Genomic DNA, 20,046 nt, shown 5'->3' with positions numbered 1-20,046 from the left:
TCATACCCCGATCGCGTTGCGTGCGATCACATCCCGATAGAACGCCGCGCTCAATTTCGGCACCCTCGCCTGCGTCTCGAAGTCGACCCGATAGAGACCGAAGCGTTTGCCGTAGCCAAAAATCCACTCGAAATTGTCCATCAGGCTCCACAGGAAATAGGCGCGGATCGGCACGCCTTCGGCGATGGCGCGCTGCATCTGGGTCAGGTAGTTGCGCAGGAACATGATGCGGTCGAGATCGTAAACCTGGCCATCGGCGGCAATCCTGTCCTCCGACGAAGTGCCGTTCTCGCTGATATAGACGTTCTCGATATTCCAGATTTTTGCGGCGATGCGCGGCGCCCAGTACATCACCTCGGGGCCGACCCGCAACCATTCCGAATTCATGTGCGGGAACGAGGTTGGAAACGGCAGCACCTTGAAGCCCGGCGCGTGGTCGGACGCCGTGACGTAAAACTGCGGCGCATAGATGTTGAGCCCGACGAAATCATTCGGCGCGCCGATGATCTTCAGTTCCTCGGCCGTGAATTTCGGCGCATCCGCACCGGCATAGGCGAGGAAGCCGTCGGTGTATTTTCCCTCCAGCACGACGCCGAGGAAGCCGGCATTGAGCTCGCGTGTCGCGATCTCGGCGGCGCGGATGTTCTCCGGCGTCGCGATCGCCGGCACACAGGCCGCGATGTTCTCGGCCGCGCCGACGCGCGTGCCGGGGCGCCCGGACGCGCGGATTGCCTGCACGGCGAGCCCATGCGCCAGCGCAACGTGATGGCGGGCCTGGTTCAGCTGCGCTGTCGGCAGCTTGAGGCCGGGCGCGTCGATGCCCCAGCCATAGCCGAAATTCACGAAGCGGCCGACCTCGTTGACGGTGAAGATGTTCTTGACGCGATCGGTCAGACGCTGGGCAACATAGGCGGCGTAATCGGCAAAGGCTTTTGAGGTGTCGCTCGACTGCCAGCCACCGACACGGTCCTGAAGGGCCTGCGGCAGGTCCCAATGATAGAGCGTCGCATAAGGTTCGATGCCGTTCGCGAGCAGCTCATCGACGAGGCGGTTGTAGAAGTCGAGCCCTTTTGGATTGGGCTGCCCCGTTCCGTCCGGAAACACCCGCGGCCATGCGATCGAAAAACGGTAGGCCTTGACGCCGAGCTCCCTGATCAGCCGAACGTCATTCTTGTAACGATGATAATGCTCGTTGGCGCGGTCGCCGGTGGTGCCGTCCTCGATCTTGCCGGGCGTATGGCTGAAGATATCCCAGATCGACTTGCCGCGGCCGTCCTCGTCGACGGCACCCTCTATCTGGTAGGACGACGTCGCCGTGCCCCACAAAAAATCCTTTGGGAAAGGTGCGGGCGCAGGCGGCTCGCTCCCGGCAGCGCCGGCGCGCGTCGCTAGGCCAAGCGCAGCGAGGCCGGCAAGCCTGGCAAAGGAGCGACGCGAGAAGGAAGCGGACATCGTCACCTCTGCGCCTGCCCCATGTCGATCTGATAGGCGGAGATCCGGTCGATCTCGAACGCCACGGTCGGCGGCGTCTCCGCATTGACCGGACTGACTCCGGGAAAGAATTTCGAGCCAATCGCGAGATTGACGATCATGTACATGGGATCGTCGAATCCAATCGGCACCTTGATGTCGGAGACCGGCCGGCGGTCGATGAAATAGACCAGCCGATCCTCTTCCCACAGCACACCGTAGTTGTGAAATGTGGTCGAGGCGTCGCCCACCGCAAAATCGAAGCCGCAGGACTGGATCTTCTGCGTCGACGGAATCCGCCAATGAGTCGTCATCACCATGTCGCCCGGCCGCTCGCCGCGGCCTTCCAGCACGTCGACCTCCGGTGGCCAGCCGCCGTCGTCCGCCAGCATCCAGAACGCCGGCCACACCGCATGGCCGACCGGGATCTTGGCGCGGATCTCGAAATATCCGTGCTTTTGCGCAAAAGTGCCCTGCGTGGTCAGGATGCCCGAGATGTATTCGTTGTTGAACAGCACGGGCTTCAGATCCGGCGGCGTGCGGCTTGCGACGATCGACAGCACACCGTTCTTTACCCTGAACGGATCGAGCCCGAGCGGTTCTGTGGCGCGGCCGGCATAACGCGGATCAACATAGATCTGCTGCTCGCCATTGGCGCTGGTCTTGCGCTTGAAATCGGAACCGTCGCCGCCCCAGTAGCGCGCATCGGGCCAGGCCGCGCCACCCGCGTAATGCGGCACCCAGCGCCCTTTCGACAGCGGATGCTCGTCGAAATCGTCGTTAAAGGTCCGCCGCAGCGGCAGGAAGATCAGCGTCGCCGGATTGACCGTCTCGAGCTTGCGGCACTCGATCGTGGACGGATCGGTCGTCACTTGCAGCGAGATGACGACTGGCGCGCCGGCGACGTCGTCCTGCGCGACGCCCGGCACTGAGGCCACGAGCAAGCCGATCGCGAGCAAAGCGCTCCTCGTCCAACGGTCGATCATCACCGCACATCGCACATGCCAGGAAACGAGGCGAGGATAACGCGCCCCTCTTCGACCGGGCAAGAGCGATGCGACGGGGTTACGGCGCGATGATGTCCAGCCTGTCCCGCGGCGGAATAGTCGCTTTGAATGCCTCGAGCGCTGAAGTCACCTCCGCCGCGTCGGCCATTGGTGTGCGGTAGAAGGCGACGTCTCGTTGCGACAGGGTCACGGTCGTTGTTCGCAGCACGGCGACCTTGGTCCAGGTCGACGGCGCACCTTTCGGAAACCAGACGTCGTAGATCATCACCACGCCGACGCCGTGATCGCTGGCAAGTGCTGCCATTTCCGCAGGTCCATACTGCCCCGCGGTCCTTGCCTTCCGCACCTGTTCCGAGCCAAGACCCCAGAGATCGAGCGTGTAGTTGGGATTGCGGTAGGCGACCATGCCAAGATCGTTGACCCCAACCGCATGCCGGTAGAACGATTTGGCGAAGCGAGCCAGCTGGTATTGCTGCTCATAGATATCGCTGGCAGCGATCGGCGTGACCAGCGCGGTCGTCACATAGGGCATAGCTGCAATGCCGAGCCCAAGCACCAGCGCGATCTTCGCGAGCGACCATTGCAACGCAGGCAGACGCGGCCTGAATTGCGCGGCGCTCCAAAGTAACGCAGCCGCCGCGAGGGCCATAATGTAGACTTCATAGCGGTTGAACCAGCCATACTGGCCGAACACCAGATGAGCACCGATGGCCGCGAGAACGGTCAGACAGACGATCAACGCCTTGCGATCGGCGCGCAGCGAGGAGGCGCAGCCGGCAAGGGCAAGACCAAGCATGATGAGCCGCAAGCCATAGGACGTGGCGATGCTCCGCAGCATGTTCTGGACAATGGCAGGCAGATTGCTCGTGGATTCGCCATCGAGATTTGCAAGATAGCCCTTCAGCAGCACCGAACTCGGCAGCAGCGGCAGGCCGCGCGAGGCCATCAATGCAAAATAGCCGGACAAGCTGACGATAACGACCAGCGCGGCGCCGCCAGCAAAGCGCCGGTGGCCGAGCAGCACGAAGCCGGCAATGGCCGCACAGGCAAAGGCAATACCTTCGAACCGGATCAGGGGAAGTAGCACCAGCGCGATGAAGTGCAGCCGCGTCGGCGCGGATCCGCGCGCCGCCGCGGCGAGACCGAGAAAGGTCGCGACGGAGGCCCACACGTGAGCGCTGTGCTCCATGCCGGTCATCGGCAGCGCGACGGCGCTAACGTTAAAGATCAGCAGCAATGCGATCAGATAGCCGAACGGGCGATCATTGGCGTCGTCGAACAACCCGTTCGCTTCCAGTGCACGCAGAAGCGCAAACACTGTCGCACATGCCGCGGCGGCGTTAACCAGCAGCGGGCCGAACGGACCGAGATGCATGGCCTCGGTCAACGCGAGAACATAAGGCCAGATGATCGAGGAGCTTGGCGATGAAAATTCGCCGGCGTTGACCCCATATCCGCCGGAGAGAATCTGGTCGGCAACCGCAAGATGGATGTAGGCGTCGTCCAGAGCGAAGACGACCCTGAAGTCGCTCAGCGCCACCATTGCGGCGAGTTCCGCCGCGAACAGCACCGACAAAAGCAGCACGGCGACGGTCGAAGGGCGGGTCCACCCGCCCGCGCCGGACGTCACAGACGACTGCTGACCTGACCGGTCCAGACGTTCGCAATGATTCACGGCAATAGTCACAAAACGCTCCCCCCGGGCCAAGCGGACCCCATCGCATCCGATACGATCAAGAGCTTAATCCCGCATTTCGGCCAGGCTGTAGCCGGCTCGTTACGTCAGCATTTCGTTAACGACGATGAGCGTCGCGGGCCCCAGTTCCCTGCTCGTCACGAATCCGGGGAACCGTGAACGGTCCGTTACCGTCCGTTAAGCCAGAGCCGGCAAGCTCAGCCGCAAGTTCCGTGGCACGTCGCGGTCTTCGATCCACCATCACATTTGGGCCAGGTCGCTTCATCCCCATGCTTGCCGAAACGCTGGAGTCCGTTCGATCGTCGCCGTCGAAGCGCACGCTCTATGTGCGCGTCGTCGTTGCGGCACTGGCGGCAATCCTTGCGCTCAAGATCTACTGGTTTATCCGGTGGGGTTTCTGGCACGACAAGCAGGTGCCCGATTTCGCGGCGTTTCATCTCGTCGCACAGCGGATCTGGCTCGGCGATCTCGACCTGACCTACCAGTTCGCGGCGTTCATGAAGATGCAGGCGAGCCTGTCGGGCGGCGCGACCGGCTTCATGCCCTGGACGTACCCGCCCCAGTTCGACCTGCTGCTCGCCCCGCTCGCCTTCCTGCCGACCTGGGCAGCCTACGCATTGTTCACCGGCACCACGCTCGCGGCTTACTTGATAACGCTGCGCAAGCTCGCGGGAGAGTACTTTGCACAGGTCCTCGTCATCCTGTTTCCGGCGATAGCAATCACGATCGGCTGCGGGCAAAATGGATTGCTCACAGGCGCGCTGATCGGGCTCGTCTGTGCCCATGCCGAGCGGCGCCAGGTGCTCGCGGGCTTCGCGCTCGGTGCCATGGTCATCAAGCCGCATCTCGCCGTCGCAATCAGCTTCTATCTGCTTGCGACACGGCAGTGGGTGACGATCGCGGTCGCAGCGGCGATCGTGCTCGCGAGCTCGCTTGCATGCACGTTCGCGTTCGGGCCGCAGATCTGGCTCGCCTGGCTCGGTGCGATCAGGGAGTCGGCGAGCTTTCTGGAGCAGGGCTCGTACCCCCTGTTTCGCATGATCTCCAGCTACGCGGCACTGTACAATTCCGGCGTCCCGGCAAGTGGCGCATTCTGGGGCCAGGTCGCCATGGCCGGCCTTGCGCTCGTTGCCGTCGCACTTGGCATCGTTCGGCGGATGCCTCCTTCGTTCACGCTCGGCGTCGCCGCGCTGGTCTCGGTGATGATCAGTCCTTACGCCTATGACTACGACTTGCCTATCGCCGGAATCGGCCTGGCACTGGTCCTTCCCTATCTTCCCAAAGTGGCGGGCCCGCGCGAGCGCAGCATGATGTACGCCCTCATGATGCTGGCCGGCGCTTACGGCTTGCTGCAATCGACGAGCCTCACCTCCAGCTTCGACGAGCACTTCAAGCCGGCGATCGCCGGTGCCGCGCTGATGGTCCTGCTGGCGATGCTGCTGCGGATGATGTGGCGCGATGCGCAGCCGGTTACCGCTGCCGAACTCGGCGCACCGGCACGCGCGCTCGAATAGCCCGCACGCGGGTCATCGCGGACGACGGAACCGGAAAGGCAGGCTGCCCGTTCAGTTGAAAGGCCACGCCGAGGCGCGTGGCGCAGTAGAACCAGGGGAGGCCCACCATGCCCGCAGCCGAGAAGGATCATGTCTACAAGATCCTAGAACTGGTCGGATCGTCCGAGACCTCGATCGACGACGCGATCAAGAACGCGGTCAGCCGCGCGTCCAAGACCGTGAGGGAGATGAAATGGTTCGAGGTGGTGCAGACACGCGGCCACATCGAGAACGGCGCCGTGCGCCACTACCAGGTGACGCTGCGCGTCGGATTCACGCTCGATGGGTGAGGCTCCTCACCAGGCGAAGCGTACGCTACCCTTCCCGGCATAGCTGCGGGTGACGTCTGAGAACTCACCTTCGAAGGTCGCCGCCGCCGACCAGCCGTTCAGCCATTTCATCTCCAACGATGCGGAGGTGAGCGCGGAGTCGCGCGCCTGCGCAGCACCGTTGACGACGAAGCTTGCGCCGGGCAGCGCCTGGAAGGTCGCCGCGACCGAGCGATCCGGATTGAAGTCGTGCGCCCAGGCGGCGCGGCCGCGCAGGATCATCACACCGTCCTGAACCGCGAACGATTTGTCGGTGCGGAGGCCGAGCTCGCTGCGGGTATCTGTGACGCTCTTGGCGGCGTAGCTCAGGACAAATGCCGATGAGCCGGAGACGACCTGCTCGGCATAGGCCGGCAAATTGAATGTCGTGAATTGCGCGGCGCCATAGGGCGTCAGGCCGATGCCACCGATCCAGGGCGCGACGAAGCGATAGCCGCCTTCGAGCCGACCGGAATAGGCATTGGCGTCGAACTCGGCGCGCAGTCGGTCAGCACCGGCGATGGTGACGGTACGATCGGTGGTGATGTCCTGCCAGCCATAGGCCAGCGCTGCGGAGATGTATGCCGGTCCATTGGTGTGACGCAGATACGCGCCGGCCTGGAACAGGTCGGAGCGGCCGGAGCCGAGACTGTTCACGCCAAAGCTCGTGCCGCCGCCGGCGAGCGCGAAGCCAAGTAGCGTGTTGGGCGAGAGCAGATAGTCCGCGCCAACCGCCGTGCCCGCAATGCGGCTCGTCGTGTCGTTCGAGCCGACAACCGCGCTGCCATCAGTCGATTGCGAACCGCCAAAGCCCGCAGCCCACACGCTCCAGCGCTGCGCGAACATCTGCGGCGGCGCCTTGGTGACCATGGCAAATGCATCGGTGCGCTTGCGTGCCGCGTAGGCGCCTGACTGATCCTCTTCGGCAAAACCGGTCGCGCCGCTCGCCGAAGCGCCGTCCCGCTGCGCGAGGGGATCGGTGAGCAGGCCCATGAACTGGCTCATGGCGTTGAACGTGGTCTGCTGTGAGGACGTCCCCGGCTCGCCGGAAGCCTGGGTCAGGCCAGGTGCCGTCATGCCGCCATAGACCAGCGGGATGCCGCCATTGACGTTGAAGTAATTGACCAGCGTGTTCGCCACTGCCTGCTGATTGCCGTTCAGACCGGAATTCGAGGGCGGGACGAAGGCAAGGGACAGATTGAGATAGACGTCGTTTGCGTCGTAGCCGAGATCGGTCTTGAAGTTCGCCGGCAGATTGCGGCTCGCAACCGGCGAGGCAAAGGTGCCGGAGATGCCGCCGTTCGCGCTGAGGATCTTGTACCTCTTCTCGATGTAGCTGCCGGCCGCGAACACCGCGTTGACGGTGGCACCGCCGAGCGTCGCGCTCCCCGTGATGTTCGCATAGGACGCCGTCGACGGATTGACTTGGACTTGATAGATGGCGCCCGCTTGCAAGTTGAGATTGCCGATGATGCTTGTCGCGCTGCCGGCCGTGCCGTTGCCGGGTGCGAATGTGCCACCGCTGGCAATCGCCACCGCCGGCGGATCGATGGTGCCGGCCCCCATCAGCACACCGCCGGAATTCACCGTCACCGCCGAAGTGCCGGTGATCGTTCCCTCGACGTCCAGCACGCCACCGCTCACGGTGGTCGCACCGGTGTAGCCGTTGGTGCCCAGGAGCATCGTCAGGCCGGCGGTCGTCGTTAGGCTCGCGGTGCCGCCGATGCCGTCGAGGATGCCGCCGGTGGACGTGATAGGCGCGTTCAGGTTGCCGTTGCGGATCATACCGCCATTGAGACCTACCGCGCTCTGGGTTTGCGTCGTGCCACCCAGGTCGAGCGTGGCGCCGCTGTTGACGGTCGTCGATCCGCCGACGTCGCCCAGCGTGCCGGCGCCGCTCAGGGCAAGCGTGCCGCCGTTGATGAAGGTGCCGCCGGTATAGGTGTTGGCGCCCGTCAGCGTCAGCGTGCCCAGCCCAGTCTTTGTCAACGATCCCGTATTGATGATCTGGCCCGACAACGTCGCATTGAAGCCGTTGGTGTCGATCGTGCCGCCGCCGGCCAGCAGCGAGATCGTCCGCGCGCTGTTGAAAGCGCCCGTGAACCGCAGCGTGCCGCCATTGAAATTGATGTATTGCCCGAAACCCAGCGCCGTGAGCGCCGCATCGCTGGCCACCGAGAGCGCCCCGCCCGCCGCAACGATGACGTTCGGGCCAAGAAACGCGCTACCGATATTGCCGTTGTCCACAATGGGAACGGATGCTGAGGTTACAATCGTGTTGGTCGCGGTATCCAGCACATAGAACCCAAGCCCGGTCGTGATGTACGCACGGCTGCCGTCGGGGGTTACGGTTACCCCGATGCTGTAGCTTGGCAAAGCCACAGTTGCGATCACGGTGCTCGTCGTCGCATTGATGACCATGAGCTGATTGGACTGGTTGGTCACATAGATCCGTGAACCATCGGGACTGACCGCAACGCTCAAGGGAAATCCGCTGACAGGAACGGTCGCAACGACCGATTGCGATGCCGCATCGATCACCGAGACGGAACTGCCGCCTTGATTGGCCACGTAAATCCTGCTGCCGTCAGGCGACACGGCGACGCCGAACGGTGAGATTCCGACCGCGATCGTGCCTATCACGGCTTTCGACGCGGCATCGATGATCGAGACGCTCGCGGAGCCTTCATTGGTAACATAGACTCGTGTCCCGTCCGGCGAGACGGCAATCCCGTTGGGATTCGTACCTACCGCAATGGATGAGCCGACCACGTGATTGGTCGCAGTCGAGATGACGGTGACCGAATTGCCTGAGTCGGACGTCACGTAAAGGCTCGAACCATCCGCGCTGAGAGTCAGCGCACTGGGCGATCCACTAGAAGGAATGGCCGCAAGGACAGTTCGGCTGACGACGTCGATGACATCTATCTGGCCACTTCCGAGTGCGGCGACATAGGCGAAACGGCCATCGGGCGAGAACACGGCGTTCTGGGGATATTTGCCCGTCGCTATCGCCGATCCGATCGGAGCGTTGGTCAGGGTGTCGAATTCAACCGCCTGCCCGGGCGTGCTGTTGATTGCGGTCCAGATCCCGTAATTATCGATCTGCGCCCGGCTGGCCGAGGTCGCGCCAAGGTACGGCAGGACCGCGACCGCGAGCGTCCGCCAGGCCCGCGTTTTCCCGGTGCGCCGGCGCCGGCGCGATTTCGAACCATTCGCGCCCTTCATTCCCACTTCCAACCGCATGCGGCACCCCATTCCACGCCGGGCATGCGCACCGGCTTCGCGGTCTCCCGCGTCCTGTACTCGGCGTTGTTGCGGGAGCGGACCATAATGGCGCGTCTGCTGGGCCGATGTGCCCAGAGTCTCAGCCGCAGATTCATCGGGCGACTGATGCAGTTGCATCACAACATTGCCAGGCAGTTGCCACGCATTGTTCGAATGGCTAGATACGCTCGTCGATGTCGGCGCTCTGTACGGCCTTTGTCCGCACCGCCGGTGTTATCGAGGGATGGTGTGGACGGAGCAGTCGCGGACGAAAGCATGCTCGCGGATGACGGCGAGCGCGGAGCCGGCACACTAGCGCGGTTGCGCGCGGAGACGGCCGACATTTGCGACGTCATTCCGCGTACCGCGGAGGACGATTTCCATATCACGACCGTGATAACGATGACCGGCAATGCGTTGCTGGTCGACTCGCGCACCACCGACCTCGAATACGACCGGACGCCTGCGCACATCGCGCGCGGTGGCCTCGACCACTATCACATCACCCTCTGCATCGAGGGCGAGATGTGGTTCAGCTCCGGACGGCGCGAGATGACGGCGGGGCCCGGCGACGTCTGCCTGATCGACATGGCGCAGCCGAACCGCACAGTGTTGCGGAATGACAAGGGCGGCCGCACCCGACTGATGGCGATCATCCTCCCGCGGGCGATGCTGGCGCCGCGGCTGGCCCATCCGGATTCGGCGACGGCAACGCTGCTGCCGGCGCAGCATCCCCACGCCCGCCTGCTCGCGAGCCATTACGCGGCCCTCGAGCTGCCGCCGGAGCCCGAGGCCGGCGGCGCCGAGGCCACGATCGAAGCGATCGCCGACATCATGGCGGCCGCCGCCGGCGGCACGGCCGATGTTGCAGCCGGAGTCGAGCGGGCCGAACGGCATCTCTATCTTGCGATGATCAAACGCTATATCGCACACAATCTCGAGACCGACCTGCTCACCGCCGCGGCGCTCTGCCGCCAGTTCCAAATCTCGCGCGCAACCCTCTACCGGCTGTTCGAGGCGGATGGCGGGCTGGCGCACTACATCAGGGAGCAGCGGCTCAATCGCGCCTTCCGGCAGCTGTTGTCGCCGGCTGCGCAGGACAATCGTCTGATCGACCTCGCCGTCGGCATACGGTTCAGCAGTGACTCCACCTTCATTCGCGCCTTCCGCCGCAAATTTGGCCTGACGCCAGGCGAGCTGAGGGAGATGGCCGACACCTGGCTTCGCGAAACCGGAGCGGTGCCGGCCTTCGACACGGTGTTGCACCAGCTGGCCCGCCGCCGCATGTCGCAATCGTAGGCTGCCGCTCATCGCAGCATTCGGCCCCCGCACGGATTTGTCGCCCACGATCCAGCGGGATATGACTGCGGGTCGGTCGAACATTTCGACCGAGCCAAGGGTGTTGCCGTGACTGACGCGATCAAGCTTGTCCTTTTCGACATGGACAATGTCCTCTGCGATTACGACAGGGGGAAGCGCGTCGCATGTCTGGCGGAGTTGGCGGGGGTGACGAGTGAGTTCGTCCATAAGGCGATCTGGGAGACCGGCTTCGAATTGCTGGGCGACTCCGGCGCGCTCGAAGCCGCAGACTATCTGCAGGGCTTCGGCGAACGCATCGGCTATCCGCTATCGCTCGACGAATGGGTGGAGGCGCGACGCTGTTCAATGCAGGCCGACCGCGCGATGCTGGAGATTGTCGGGGACCTGCGCAGAACCGTCGACATTGCGGTCCTGACTAACAATACCACGCTGGTGGCCGATCACATCGATACGCTACTGCCGGAATTGCGGCCACTGTTCGGCTGCAGAATCTACACCTCGGCCCAATTCAAGACGGCCAAGCCCGATCCAATCTGCTACCGTCTCTGTGTTTCCGAGCTCCAGGCCAAACCGGAGACTGTCCTCTTTGTCGACGACCTCGCCGCCAATGTTGACGGCGCCAGGGAAGCGGGCCTCCTCGCGCATCACCACACATCCGTGGAAGCGTTCAGGCAAGCCCTGTCAGGTTACGGGCTGCTTGCCGGACCGTGAGCGTATTCGAGGTCAGGCAAGATCGACACCGCGCCGCTCGGGGATGAGCGCGAGCAACGCCACGATGTCGATCAGGTAGAGCAGTGCAAGGCCTGCGATTGCGGTCGGGAAGCCGTAAGCGGCACTGACGATGCCGACGACCAGCGGACCGAAGCCGGCAACGGCCCGACCGATGTTGAAGAACACGTTCTGCGCGGTGGCGCGCGCCGCGGTCGGATAAAGCTCGCTCATCAGCGCGCCGTAGCCGCCGAGCATGCCGTTGACGAAGAAGCCCATCACCGCTCCGCCAATCAGCAGAGCACCGGCGGACGTCAGTTGCGAATAGACCACCACCATGACGGCCGCGCCCAGCATGTAGGTCAGAAACGTCGCACGGCGGCCGAAACGATCCGCCGCATGACCGAACAGGAAGATGCCGAGCGCCATGCCGGCGATGGTGACCGCCGTCCAGACCGCCGATTGCGTCAGGCCATAGCCGAACTGCGTGGAGAGATAGTTCGGCAGCCAGATCATGATGCCGTAATAGCCGAAATTCTGCACCGAGCAGAGAATGATCATTCCGATGCCGATCCGGGTCGTCTCCGCATCGGCCACAAGCGCGCGAAGTGACGAGCCGCCGTTCGCCGCATTCGCCTTGTGTGCGACGAAAACGTCCGGCTCGTGTAGCTTGCGCCGGATCACGTAGGCGACGACCGCCGGAAACACGCCGAGCGCAAACATCCCGCGCCAGCCAATGATCGGCAGCAGCACCGGCGTCACCAGCGCAGCCGTGAGCACGCCGAACTGCCAGCCAAGCCCGACATAGGACGTCGCCCGCGCGCGCTTGCTCGCGGGCCAGGCCTCGGCCACCAGGGCCATGCCGATGCCGAATTCGCCGCCAAGACCGATGCCGGCGACGGCCCGGTAGGCCAGCAGGTCCCAATAACCCTGGGCCAGCGCGCACAGGCCGGTGAAAACCGCGAACAGCACGATGCTCCAGGTCAGAACCCGCACGCGGCCAAGCCGGTCCGACAGCATGCCGAAGACCAAGCCGCCAACCACCGCGCCGACCAGCGTTCCCGTCACCAGCGAGGCCGCCTGCGGCTGCGTGAGATGAAGGTCTTTCGAGATCGCCGACAGCATGAAGCCGAGGATGAGGAGGTCGAACCCATCCATGGCGTAGCCAAGCGCCGATCCCCACAGCGCCCGGCGCGCTTCCGCATCGCGATCCATCGCGCGGCCCGTATCAACCGCGCCGAGAGTCACATCCTGTACCTGGCTCATGCGTCCCCCCTACGCCAGCCGGTCCCTTGGGATCAAGGCCTCCAAGGACCTATGCACCGCGCAACTCAGGCGAGATGGCACGCCACGAAATGCCTACCTGCGCCCTCCTTCAGTTCCGGCGCACTTTCCGCGCAGCGCGGCTGGGCGATCGGGCAACGGGTGTGAAAGTGACAGCCCGACGGCGGCTTCATCGGGCTTGGTACGTCGCCCTTGAGGCGGATGCGGTTGCGCTTGAGCTTGGGATCTGGCACCGGCACGGCGGAGAGCAGCGCCTTGGTGTAGGGATGCTGCGGATTGCGATAGAGGTCGCTCGCCTTCGCCAGCTCGACGATGCGGCCGAGATACATCACCGCGACGCGGTCGGAAATGTGCTCGACCACCGAGAGGTCGTGCGCGACAAAGAGATAGGTGAGGTTCAGCTCGGCCTGCAGATCTTCCAGGAGGTTGATGACCTGCGCCTGGATCGAGACGTCGAGCGCGGACACGGGCTCGTCGCAGACGATCAGCTTCGGTTCGACCGCGAGCGCACGCGCGATCACAATGCGCTGGCGCTGGCCGCCGGAGAACTCATGCGGGTAGCGGCGCATGTGCTCGGCCTTGAGGCCGACCTTCACGAGCAGGCTTGCGACGCGATCCTCACGCTCCTTGGCCGTTGACCCAAGCTTATGAATAATGAGGGCTTCGCCGAGGATGGAGCCGATTGTCATACGCGGATTGAGCGAGGCGAACGGATCCTGGAACACGAGCTGCATGTTCCGCCGCATCGCGCGCAGGTCGTTGCCGCCGAGCTTGCCGACGTCCTGGCCGTCGAACATGACCTCACCGTCGGTCGGCTCGATCAGGCGCAGCACACAGCGCCCGGTCGTCGACTTGCCGCAACCGGATTCGCCGACGAGACCGAGCGTCTCGCCGCGATTGACCGAGAACGACACGCCGTCGACCGCGTAGACGGTGCCGACCTGGCGCGACAACAGGCCGCCGAGCACGGGGAAATATTTCTTCAGGCCGCTGACGCGGAGCAGGGGTTCGCTCATGCCGCGCCTCCCAACTGCGTATCTCCGAGATGGCAGGCCATGCGATGGCCGGGCGCGATCTCGCGCAGCAGCGGCTCCTTCTCGGTGCAGACGTCCATGGCAAACTTGCAGCGCGGCGCAAAACGGCAGCCGACCGGCGGATTGATCAGGATCGGCACGGTGCCTCCGATCGCCTCGAGCCGCGTCTTGTGCGTGCTGTCGAGATCGATACGCGGGATCGAGCGGATCAGGCCCTGCGTGTAGGGATGGCCCGGATCGACGAAGAGAGCGTCGACATCCGCTTCCTCCACCACCTTGCCGGCGTACATCACGACGACACGCTGCGCCGTCTCGGCGACGACACCCATGGCATGGGTGATCAGCATCACCGCCATGCCGAAACGTTCCTTCATGTCCTGGAGCAGGTCGAGGATCTGCGCCTGGATGGTGACATCGAGCGCGGTGGTCGGCTCGTCGGCGATGATCAGCTTGGGCTTGCAGGCCAGCGCCATCGCGATCATCACGCGCTGGCGCATGCCCCCGGAGAACTGGTGCGGATAATTGTGCACACGGCCTTCGGCGTTGGGAATCTGCACCAGCTTCAGCATCTCGATGGTGCGATCGAGCGCCTGCTTCCTGGTGACGTTCTCGTGGCGGCGCAGGCTCTCGGCGATCTGCTCGCCGACGGTCAGCACCGGATTGAGCGAGGTCATCGGCTCCTGGAAGATGAAGCCGATCTCCTTGGCGCGGATCTCGTCGAGCTGGTTGCTTGTGAGCGGCACCAGATCGCGGCCCTCGAAAATGATCTCGCCCGCCGCAATGCGGCCCGGCGGCATCGCGATCAGCTTCAGGATCGACATCGCGGTGACGGTCTTGCCGCAGCCAGACTCACCGACGACGCAGAGCGTCTCGCCCTTGTTGATGGTGATGTCGACGCCGTCGACGGCCTGCAGGATGCCGTCGTCGGTGGAGAAGTGGGTCTTGAGACCCTTGATCTCGAGCAGCGGCGCCATCAGATCACCCGTCGCGCATCGAGCGCATCACGCAGACCGTCGCCGATGAAGTTGATGGCGACCACCGCGATGAAGATCGCGCCGCCCGGGAACAGGGCCCAGTGCGGGCCGATGTCGAGGAAGTCCTTGGCATCGTACAGCAGCCGGCCCCAGGTCGGGGTATCAGGCGGAAAGCCGAGGCCGAGGAAGGACAGCGTCGATTCCGCGATGATCGCGGCGGCAACGTCGATGGTGCCGGCGATGATCACCGGACCGAGCGCATTGGGCAGGATGTGCTTCACCACCTGCCGCACGGGGCTCGCACCGAGCGCACGCGCGGCCTCGACGAACTCCTTCTCGCGGATCGACAGGAACTGGGCACGGACGAGGCGCGCCACCGGCATCCAGCGCAAGCCGCCGATCACGAGGACGATCAGGATGAAGATGCCGCCCTCGGGGCCGAACACCTGCTTCAGCCCGTCGCGAAAAAGATAGATCAGCAGCAGGAGCAGCGGCAGTTGCGGCAGCGACAGAAAGAGGTCGGTGAGCCACATCAAACCATGCCCGAGCGCGCCGCGCGACATGCCGGCGAGTGCACCGACCAGCGTGCCGATGAACACCGAGACCAGCATCGCGGCCAATCCGACCGCGAGCGAGATACGCCCGCCATAGATCATGCGCGCAAGGATGTCCTGGCCGAGATCGTCGGTGCCGAAGGGATGGCTGAGCGAAGGCCCTTGCATGCCCGCCACGATGTCGATGTCGTTGATCTTGACCCGCCAGATGAAGGGACCGACCACCACCGCAAGGATCAGGATGAGAAGCAGGAACGCACTGATGACGGCCAGCTTGTGGCGGCTGAAGCGCCGCCACGTCTCGCGCCAGGGCGAGTAGACGCCCCGCTCAGCGGAGGGAGATGCGAGGGTCAAGCCAGCCATACAGCACATCCGCGATCAGATTGAAGAGCACCACCAGACAGGCGAACACAAAGGTCACGGCCATCACGACCGGGGTGTCATTGGAGAGAATGGAGGAGATCAGCAGCGAGCCGATGCCGGGAATGCGAAAAATCTGCTCGGTGACGATGGCGCCGCCGAACACCGCAGGCATCTGCAGCGCGATCAGCGTAACGACAGGAATCATGGCGTTGCGCATCACATGCTTGACGATGACCTTGGCCTGCCCGAGGCCCTTGGCGCGCGCCGTGGTGACGTAGTCGAGCCGGATCACGTCGAGCATCGCCGAGCGCACGAAGCGCGTCATCGACGCCGCCTGGAACAGGCCGAGCACCGCCACCGGCATGATCGCCTGCCGGATCATTTCGAGCACATAATGGATGCCCGTGGCCTTGATGTCGGTGGTGTAGACGAAAGGCAGCCAATCCAAGGTGACCGAGAAGATCAGGATGAACAGAATGCCGGTGAAGAAGGTCGGCAGCGAGAAGCCGACGAAGGCGAGCGTGTTCGCGATCTGATCGAACAGCGAATAGGGCTTTGTCGCCGCATAAACCCCGACGGGAATTGCGATCAGCAGCGCCAGGATCTGCGCCGAGCCGATCACATAGAGCGTGGCCGGCAAGCGCTGCAGGATGAGCGTGTCGACGTTCATCCGGCTGACGAAGGAGAAGCCCCAGTCGCCATGCAGCATGGCGTTGAGCCAGTGCAGGTAACGGAGGTAGATCGGATCGTCGAGGCCGAACCTGGCCCGAAGCGCGGCTTGCACTTCGGGCGGCACGTTCGGGTTGGTGGCGAGCTCGCTGAACGGGTCGCCTGGCGCAAGCGCCAGGACGACGAACAGGACGAGCGAGATTCCGAGCAGGCTCGGAATCGCGATCATCAGACGACGCAGGACGTACTGACTCATGAGCGAACAATCCGCCTAGACGCCCGCGCTCAGCCCTCTCGGTACCAGTCCTGCAGATTGTCGGTCTGGTTGGCCCAGCCTGACAGCGCCGGCCGAAGCGTGTTGGCACTTGCTTCCACTGCGAGACGGTGCATCACGGGAATGAAGACCGTATCCTGCCACATCAAATCGTTGCACTTGATGTAAAGGCTTGCCCGCTTGACCGGATCGGTCTCCGTCTCGGCGGCGTCGATCGCCGCGTCGAAGTCCTTGTTGATCCAGCGCGGGAAGTTCGGCCCCTGCCACTTGTTCTCCTTGGTGGCGACGTTGCGCGAATGGTAGCGGCGCATATGGAGGGCCGGATCCGGCTGCGTCATCGGAATCTGGAACATCTCGATGTCGGCGAAGAACTTGGAATAAGTATCGGGATTGGCAACGTCGGAGGAGAAGAACACCGAAGCCACGACCGATTTCAGCTCGACGTCGATGCCGGCCTTCTGGCAGGCCTGCTTGATGATCGCCTGGGTCTTCTGGCGCGGGCCGTTGATCGAGGTCTGGAACAGGAGCTTCAGCTTCTTGCCGTCCTTCTCGCGGACGCCGTCGGCGCCGGTTTTCCATCCGGCCTCATCGAGCAGTGCGCTGGCCTTCTCGACGCTGAATTCCCATTTGGTGTTCTTGGACACGAACTCCTCGGGGCCATTGAGGTAGTTCGCGGTGGTGCGGCCGGCGCGGCCGTAGATTGCTTTCTTGACCGAATCGCGATCAACCAGCAGCGCGAGCGCCTGGCGCACCTTGGGGTCCGACAGGATCGGATGCTTGGTCTTCAATGAGGACCGTTCGCCGTCGATCTCGGTGTTGGGATCGGTAAAATTGACGGCGATGAACTCGATGTCGCCGCCGACGGCGTACAGGGTCTTGCCCTTGCCGCCCTTCTCCAGGCGCAGCAGAACTTCGTCCTCCACCTGCATGTTCCAGGCGAAATCATATTCGCCGGTCTGGATCACGGCGCGCGCCGCCGAGACCGCGTCGCCGCCACCCTTCATTTCAATGCTGTCGAAGAACGGGCGGTTGGCCATGTGGTAGTCGGGATTGATCTCACCGCGCACCAGGTCGCCCGGCTTGAACTCGACGAATTTGTAGGGGCCGGTGCCGACCGGCTTCAGGTTGTTCGGAGCCTCGCGAGACTTGCCACCCTTGTATTCGGCGAACAGATGCTTCGGGATGATGCAGCCGTAGGCCCCGACAAAGGCATTTGCCCAGAACGGGGTCGGGTCGTTGAACTTGATGCGGATGGTCAGGTCGTCGACCTTCTCGACGGTGAGGCCGCTATAGGTGCTGATCGAGACGCATGCCGTGGCGGGGTCGCTGGCATATTCCCAGTTGAAGACGAGATCGTCGGCGGTAACCGGCTTGCCGTCGTGCCATTTGACGCCGGGCTTGAGTTTCCAAATGACCGATTTGGCGTCTGCCGCGAGGCCGCCGTTCTGGATCGACGGGATTTCAGCGGCGAGGATCGGATTGAGATGGCCGTTGACGTCCCAGCTCGCGAGCGGCTCGTAGAAGATGCGCGAGCCGTCCTGATCCTTGGTGCCGGTGGCGAAATGCGGATTGAGCAGCGTCGGTCCTTGCCACCACAGCAGCTTGAGCGGGCCGCCGCCGCCGCGCTTGGTCGGAGGATAGGGGTTCGGGCTCTGCGCCATGGCGACGCCGCCGATGGCAAGGATCTGGTTCGCCATGGGAGCGGTAAGGCCGACGGCAGCCAGGCGCTGGATGAAGGCGCGGCGATCCATCCGCCCGTCCTTCACATCACCGATCATCGAACGCAGTTCTTTGTCCAGCATGGTTGTCCCCCGTCTGGTTCCCGTATGGATGCAGGCGGCCGCAGCCCGGCCGCCGAGATTGGCTGGCGGTAGATGGCACACTGAATAGGCCGCGCGTCAACTGCGACCGTGTGTGTGCAAACGGTGTTCTGGCTGCCGGTTGAGCAAAACTTCCTTCCGCAGCCCAACGGTTCGGCATTCCCGCGTCAAAATCCGCCGGAAACCAAGTTGCACTGCGAAAAATTTGTTCGCCAGATCAGACGAAGTATCGAGACGGAATTCTACGCCACGGACATATTGAGCGGCGGCGCGACGTGGTCCGGCAGCGGGCAGACATAAGGCGTCCTGGTTGTCCGCTTCGTGAGATCGGCCTTCGCAGCCTTGATCAGTTCCGGTTCTGTCAAGGCCTTGATGCCAAGGCCGGCCATGGCCTTGGCCGCCTGCACCATCGCCTTATGGGCATGCGGGCTCTTACCCTGCGCCACCACCTGCCAGGTGTGGAAAGGCGTGCCGATTGCAACCGTCGGTGCGTGAACCTGCACGGTCGGCACCACCCAGCTCACATCGCCCACGTCGGTCGAACCCACCAGCGGGTTACGCTTGGCATCGAGCGGGACCAGGAAGTCGGCCAGCGGCCGATCGGTCGGCTCCATGCCGATCGCGTAGTAGACCGATGCGATGTCCTTGTCGGTCAGGGTCGCGCGGATCTGGCTGGCAAAGCCCTTGTCGGCGTCGTCGAAATGCGGCGGTCCGAGCTCTTCCATGACCCGATGCAGCGCCTGCTCCAGCGGCGTGTTCGGCAGGATGTTGGAGACCGCGGAGATGATCTTCATCTCCACCTTGGTCTCGGTCATCAGCGCCGCGCCGTCTGCGATCTTGCTGACGCGCCCGACCAGCTCGTTCATGCCGGGGAGATCACGGGCGCGAATGGAATAGCGCACGCGGGCATGGGCCTGCACCACATTGGGCGCAATGCCGCCGGTGTCGAGCAGCGCGTAATGCACGCGCGCATCGCTCGGCATGTGCTCACGCATGTAGTTCACGCCGACATTCATCAGCTCGACCGCGTCGAGCGCGGAGCGGCCGAGATGGGGCGAAGCCGCCGCATGCGAGGTGCGGCCGGTGAAGATGAAGTCGGCGCGGGTGTTGGCAAGCGACGGCGTCACCGCGACTTCCCAGAAACTGCTCGGATGCCAGGTGATGGCGATATCGGCGTCCTCGAACGCGCCGGAGCGCACCATGAAGGCCTTGGCCGCGCCGCCCTCTTCCGCCGGGCAGCCGTAATAGCGCACGCGGCCGGGGACCTTGTTCTCGGCGAGCCAATCCTTGACGGCCGTGGCGGCGAGCAGCGCCGCGGAACCGAGCAGATTGTGACCGCAACCATGGCCGTGACCGCCGGTCTCGACCGGACGGTGCTCGGCCACGCCAGCCTCCTGGCTCAGGCCCGGCAGCGCGTCATATTCACCCATGAAGGCGATGACTGGACCGCCCTCGCCCCATTCGCCCATCACCGCGGTCGGAATTCCCGCCACTTTCTCGGTGATGCGGAAACCCTGATGGCGCAGCTCGGCGAGATGCTCGGCGGCGGAACGCGCCTCGGTGTAGCAGACTTCGGGCATGCCCCAGACCTTGTCGCTAAGGTCGATGAAACGTCCCTTGATCGTGTCGATGCCACGCCAGATGTCGCTGCGATTGTCCATGATTTGGTCCGTGATCTCTTGGTCAAACGAAGCGGCAATGGTTAGCAGCTTCATTGAACCCCGCCTAGCACCTCGCAGGACACC

15 protein-coding genes are annotated in these 20,046 nt (G+C 63.8%); 4 read left to right on the top strand and 11 right to left on the bottom strand.

Annotated elements, in window-relative coordinates; genetic code table 11:
- The 3 genes from ACLFLU_RS05210 to ACLFLU_RS05200 form a co-directional block, all read right to left on the bottom strand.
- On the bottom strand, nucleotides 1–1,452 hold the full coding sequence (locus ACLFLU_RS05210) for a GH1 family beta-glucosidase (protein WP_426411264.1): 1,452 nt from the start codon (nucleotides 1,450–1,452) through the stop codon (nucleotides 1–3).
- Nucleotides 1,453–1,454: 2 nt separating this feature from the next.
- The gene (locus ACLFLU_RS05205; RefSeq protein ID WP_426411263.1) at nucleotides 1,455–2,456 is read right to left on the bottom strand and encodes a glycoside hydrolase family 16 protein; all 1,002 of its coding nucleotides are present in this window, start codon (nucleotides 2,454–2,456) and stop codon (nucleotides 1,455–1,457) included.
- A 79-nt stretch (nucleotides 2,457–2,535) separates the two neighbouring features.
- Nucleotides 2,536–4,164: a hypothetical protein gene (locus ACLFLU_RS05200; RefSeq protein ID WP_426411262.1), complete on the bottom strand. Its 1,629-nt coding sequence runs from the start codon at nucleotides 4,162–4,164 to the stop codon at nucleotides 2,536–2,538.
- Between the two features lie 278 nt (nucleotides 4,165–4,442).
- On the opposite strand from ACLFLU_RS05200, the gene ACLFLU_RS05195 reads away from it, so the two are divergent.
- Entirely contained in the window at nucleotides 4,443–5,687 is a 1,245-nt protein-coding gene (locus ACLFLU_RS05195) for a glycosyltransferase family 87 protein (RefSeq protein WP_426411261.1), read from the top strand.
- A 107-nt stretch (nucleotides 5,688–5,794) separates the two neighbouring features.
- Complete coding sequence (locus ACLFLU_RS05190; protein ID WP_426411260.1) at nucleotides 5,795–6,016, top strand: dodecin; 222 nt, start codon at nucleotides 5,795–5,797, stop codon at nucleotides 6,014–6,016.
- 6 nt (nucleotides 6,017–6,022) lie between these two features.
- Here the strand turns inward: ACLFLU_RS05190 and ACLFLU_RS05185 are convergent, their stop codons facing one another.
- Nucleotides 6,023–9,262, bottom strand: a complete 3,240-nt coding sequence (locus ACLFLU_RS05185) for an autotransporter domain-containing protein (RefSeq protein ID WP_426411259.1) — start codon at nucleotides 9,260–9,262, stop codon at nucleotides 6,023–6,025.
- Between the two features lie 105 nt (nucleotides 9,263–9,367).
- Here ACLFLU_RS05185 and ACLFLU_RS05180 point away from each other — a divergent pair, with 105 nt between their 5' ends.
- Together ACLFLU_RS05180 and ACLFLU_RS05175 are read left to right on the top strand one after the other, a co-directional pair.
- Nucleotides 9,368–10,600, top strand: a complete 1,233-nt coding sequence (locus ACLFLU_RS05180; RefSeq protein WP_426411258.1) for a helix-turn-helix domain-containing protein — start codon at nucleotides 9,368–9,370, stop codon at nucleotides 10,598–10,600.
- Between the two features lie 141 nt (nucleotides 10,601–10,741).
- Nucleotides 10,742–11,332, top strand: a complete 591-nt coding sequence (locus ACLFLU_RS05175) for an HAD family hydrolase (RefSeq protein WP_426414226.1) — start codon at nucleotides 10,742–10,744, stop codon at nucleotides 11,330–11,332.
- A gap of 12 nt (nucleotides 11,333–11,344) precedes the next feature.
- Here the strand turns inward: ACLFLU_RS05175 and ACLFLU_RS05170 are convergent, their stop codons facing one another.
- The 7 genes from ACLFLU_RS05170 to ACLFLU_RS05140 all read right to left on the bottom strand — a co-directional run bounded on the left by ACLFLU_RS05170 (nucleotide 11,345) and on the right by ACLFLU_RS05140 (nucleotide 19,962).
- Nucleotides 11,345–12,595, bottom strand: coding sequence for an MFS transporter (locus tag ACLFLU_RS05170; protein WP_426411257.1), 1,251 nt, complete (start codon nucleotides 12,593–12,595; stop codon nucleotides 11,345–11,347).
- A 65-nt stretch (nucleotides 12,596–12,660) separates the two neighbouring features.
- A complete protein-coding gene (locus ACLFLU_RS05165; RefSeq protein ID WP_426411256.1) occupies nucleotides 12,661–13,629 on the bottom strand; it encodes an ABC transporter ATP-binding protein in 969 nt (322 codons plus the stop codon).
- Nucleotides 13,626–14,621, bottom strand: coding sequence for an ABC transporter ATP-binding protein (locus ACLFLU_RS05160; RefSeq protein ID WP_426411255.1), 996 nt, complete (start codon nucleotides 14,619–14,621; stop codon nucleotides 13,626–13,628). The genes ACLFLU_RS05165 and ACLFLU_RS05160 overlap by 4 nt, the downstream gene beginning before the upstream one ends.
- A complete protein-coding gene (locus tag ACLFLU_RS05155) occupies nucleotides 14,621–15,538 on the bottom strand; it encodes an ABC transporter permease (RefSeq protein WP_426411254.1) in 918 nt (305 codons plus the stop codon). The genes ACLFLU_RS05160 and ACLFLU_RS05155 overlap by 1 nt, the downstream gene beginning before the upstream one ends.
- Nucleotides 15,504–16,463, bottom strand: a complete 960-nt coding sequence (locus tag ACLFLU_RS05150) for an ABC transporter permease (RefSeq protein WP_426411253.1) — start codon at nucleotides 16,461–16,463, stop codon at nucleotides 15,504–15,506. Before ACLFLU_RS05150 ends, ACLFLU_RS05155 begins: the two co-directional genes overlap by 35 nt.
- 29 nt (nucleotides 16,464–16,492) lie before the next feature.
- A complete protein-coding gene (locus tag ACLFLU_RS05145; protein WP_426411252.1) occupies nucleotides 16,493–18,283 on the bottom strand; it encodes a peptide ABC transporter substrate-binding protein in 1,791 nt (596 codons plus the stop codon).
- A 260-nt stretch (nucleotides 18,284–18,543) separates the two neighbouring features.
- Nucleotides 18,544–19,962, bottom strand: coding sequence for a M20 family metallopeptidase (locus ACLFLU_RS05140; protein WP_426411251.1), 1,419 nt, complete (start codon nucleotides 19,960–19,962; stop codon nucleotides 18,544–18,546).
- Between the last annotated feature and the right edge of the window lie 84 nt (nucleotides 19,963–20,046).

It is taken from the genome of Bradyrhizobium ganzhouense (assembly GCF_049949285.1).
GTDB lineage: Bacteria > Pseudomonadota > Alphaproteobacteria > Rhizobiales > Xanthobacteraceae > Bradyrhizobium > Bradyrhizobium ganzhouense.
The sequence above is the reverse complement of the archived record's forward strand: the minus strand, read 5'-3'. Positions and strand labels throughout refer to the sequence as shown.

What these genes read in the sequence shown, in the direction of transcription:
- ACLFLU_RS05210 (WP_426411264.1), bottom strand. Translation starts at nt 1,452, where the DNA reads ATGTCCGCTTCCTTCTCGCGTCGCTCCTTTGCCAGGCTTGCCGGCCTC.
- ACLFLU_RS05205 (WP_426411263.1), bottom strand. Translation starts at nt 2,456, where the DNA reads ATGATCGACCGTTGGACGAGGAGCGCTTTGCTCGCGATCGGCTTGCTC.
- ACLFLU_RS05195 (WP_426411261.1), top strand. Translation starts at nt 4,443, where the DNA reads ATGCTTGCCGAAACGCTGGAGTCCGTTCGATCGTCGCCGTCGAAGCGC.
- ACLFLU_RS05190 (WP_426411260.1), top strand. Translation starts at nt 5,795, where the DNA reads ATGCCCGCAGCCGAGAAGGATCATGTCTACAAGATCCTAGAACTGGTC.
- ACLFLU_RS05185 (WP_426411259.1), bottom strand. Translation starts at nt 9,262, where the DNA reads ATGAAGGGCGCGAATGGTTCGAAATCGCGCCGGCGCCGGCGCACCGGG.
- ACLFLU_RS05180 (WP_426411258.1), top strand. Translation starts at nt 9,368, where the DNA reads ATGGCGCGTCTGCTGGGCCGATGTGCCCAGAGTCTCAGCCGCAGATTC.
- ACLFLU_RS05175 (WP_426414226.1), top strand. Translation starts at nt 10,742, where the DNA reads ATGGACAATGTCCTCTGCGATTACGACAGGGGGAAGCGCGTCGCATGT.
- ACLFLU_RS05170 (WP_426411257.1), bottom strand. Translation starts at nt 12,595, where the DNA reads ATGAGCCAGGTACAGGATGTGACTCTCGGCGCGGTTGATACGGGCCGC.
- ACLFLU_RS05165 (WP_426411256.1), bottom strand. Translation starts at nt 13,629, where the DNA reads ATGAGCGAACCCCTGCTCCGCGTCAGCGGCCTGAAGAAATATTTCCCC.
- ACLFLU_RS05160 (WP_426411255.1), bottom strand. Translation starts at nt 14,621, where the DNA reads ATGGCGCCGCTGCTCGAGATCAAGGGTCTCAAGACCCACTTCTCCACC.
- ACLFLU_RS05155 (WP_426411254.1), bottom strand. Translation starts at nt 15,538, where the DNA reads ATGGCTGGCTTGACCCTCGCATCTCCCTCCGCTGAGCGGGGCGTCTAC.
- ACLFLU_RS05150 (WP_426411253.1), bottom strand. Translation starts at nt 16,463, where the DNA reads ATGAGTCAGTACGTCCTGCGTCGTCTGATGATCGCGATTCCGAGCCTG.
- ACLFLU_RS05145 (WP_426411252.1), bottom strand. Translation starts at nt 18,283, where the DNA reads ATGCTGGACAAAGAACTGCGTTCGATGATCGGTGATGTGAAGGACGGG.
- ACLFLU_RS05140 (WP_426411251.1), bottom strand. Translation starts at nt 19,962, where the DNA reads ATGGACAATCGCAGCGACATCTGGCGTGGCATCGACACGATCAAGGGA.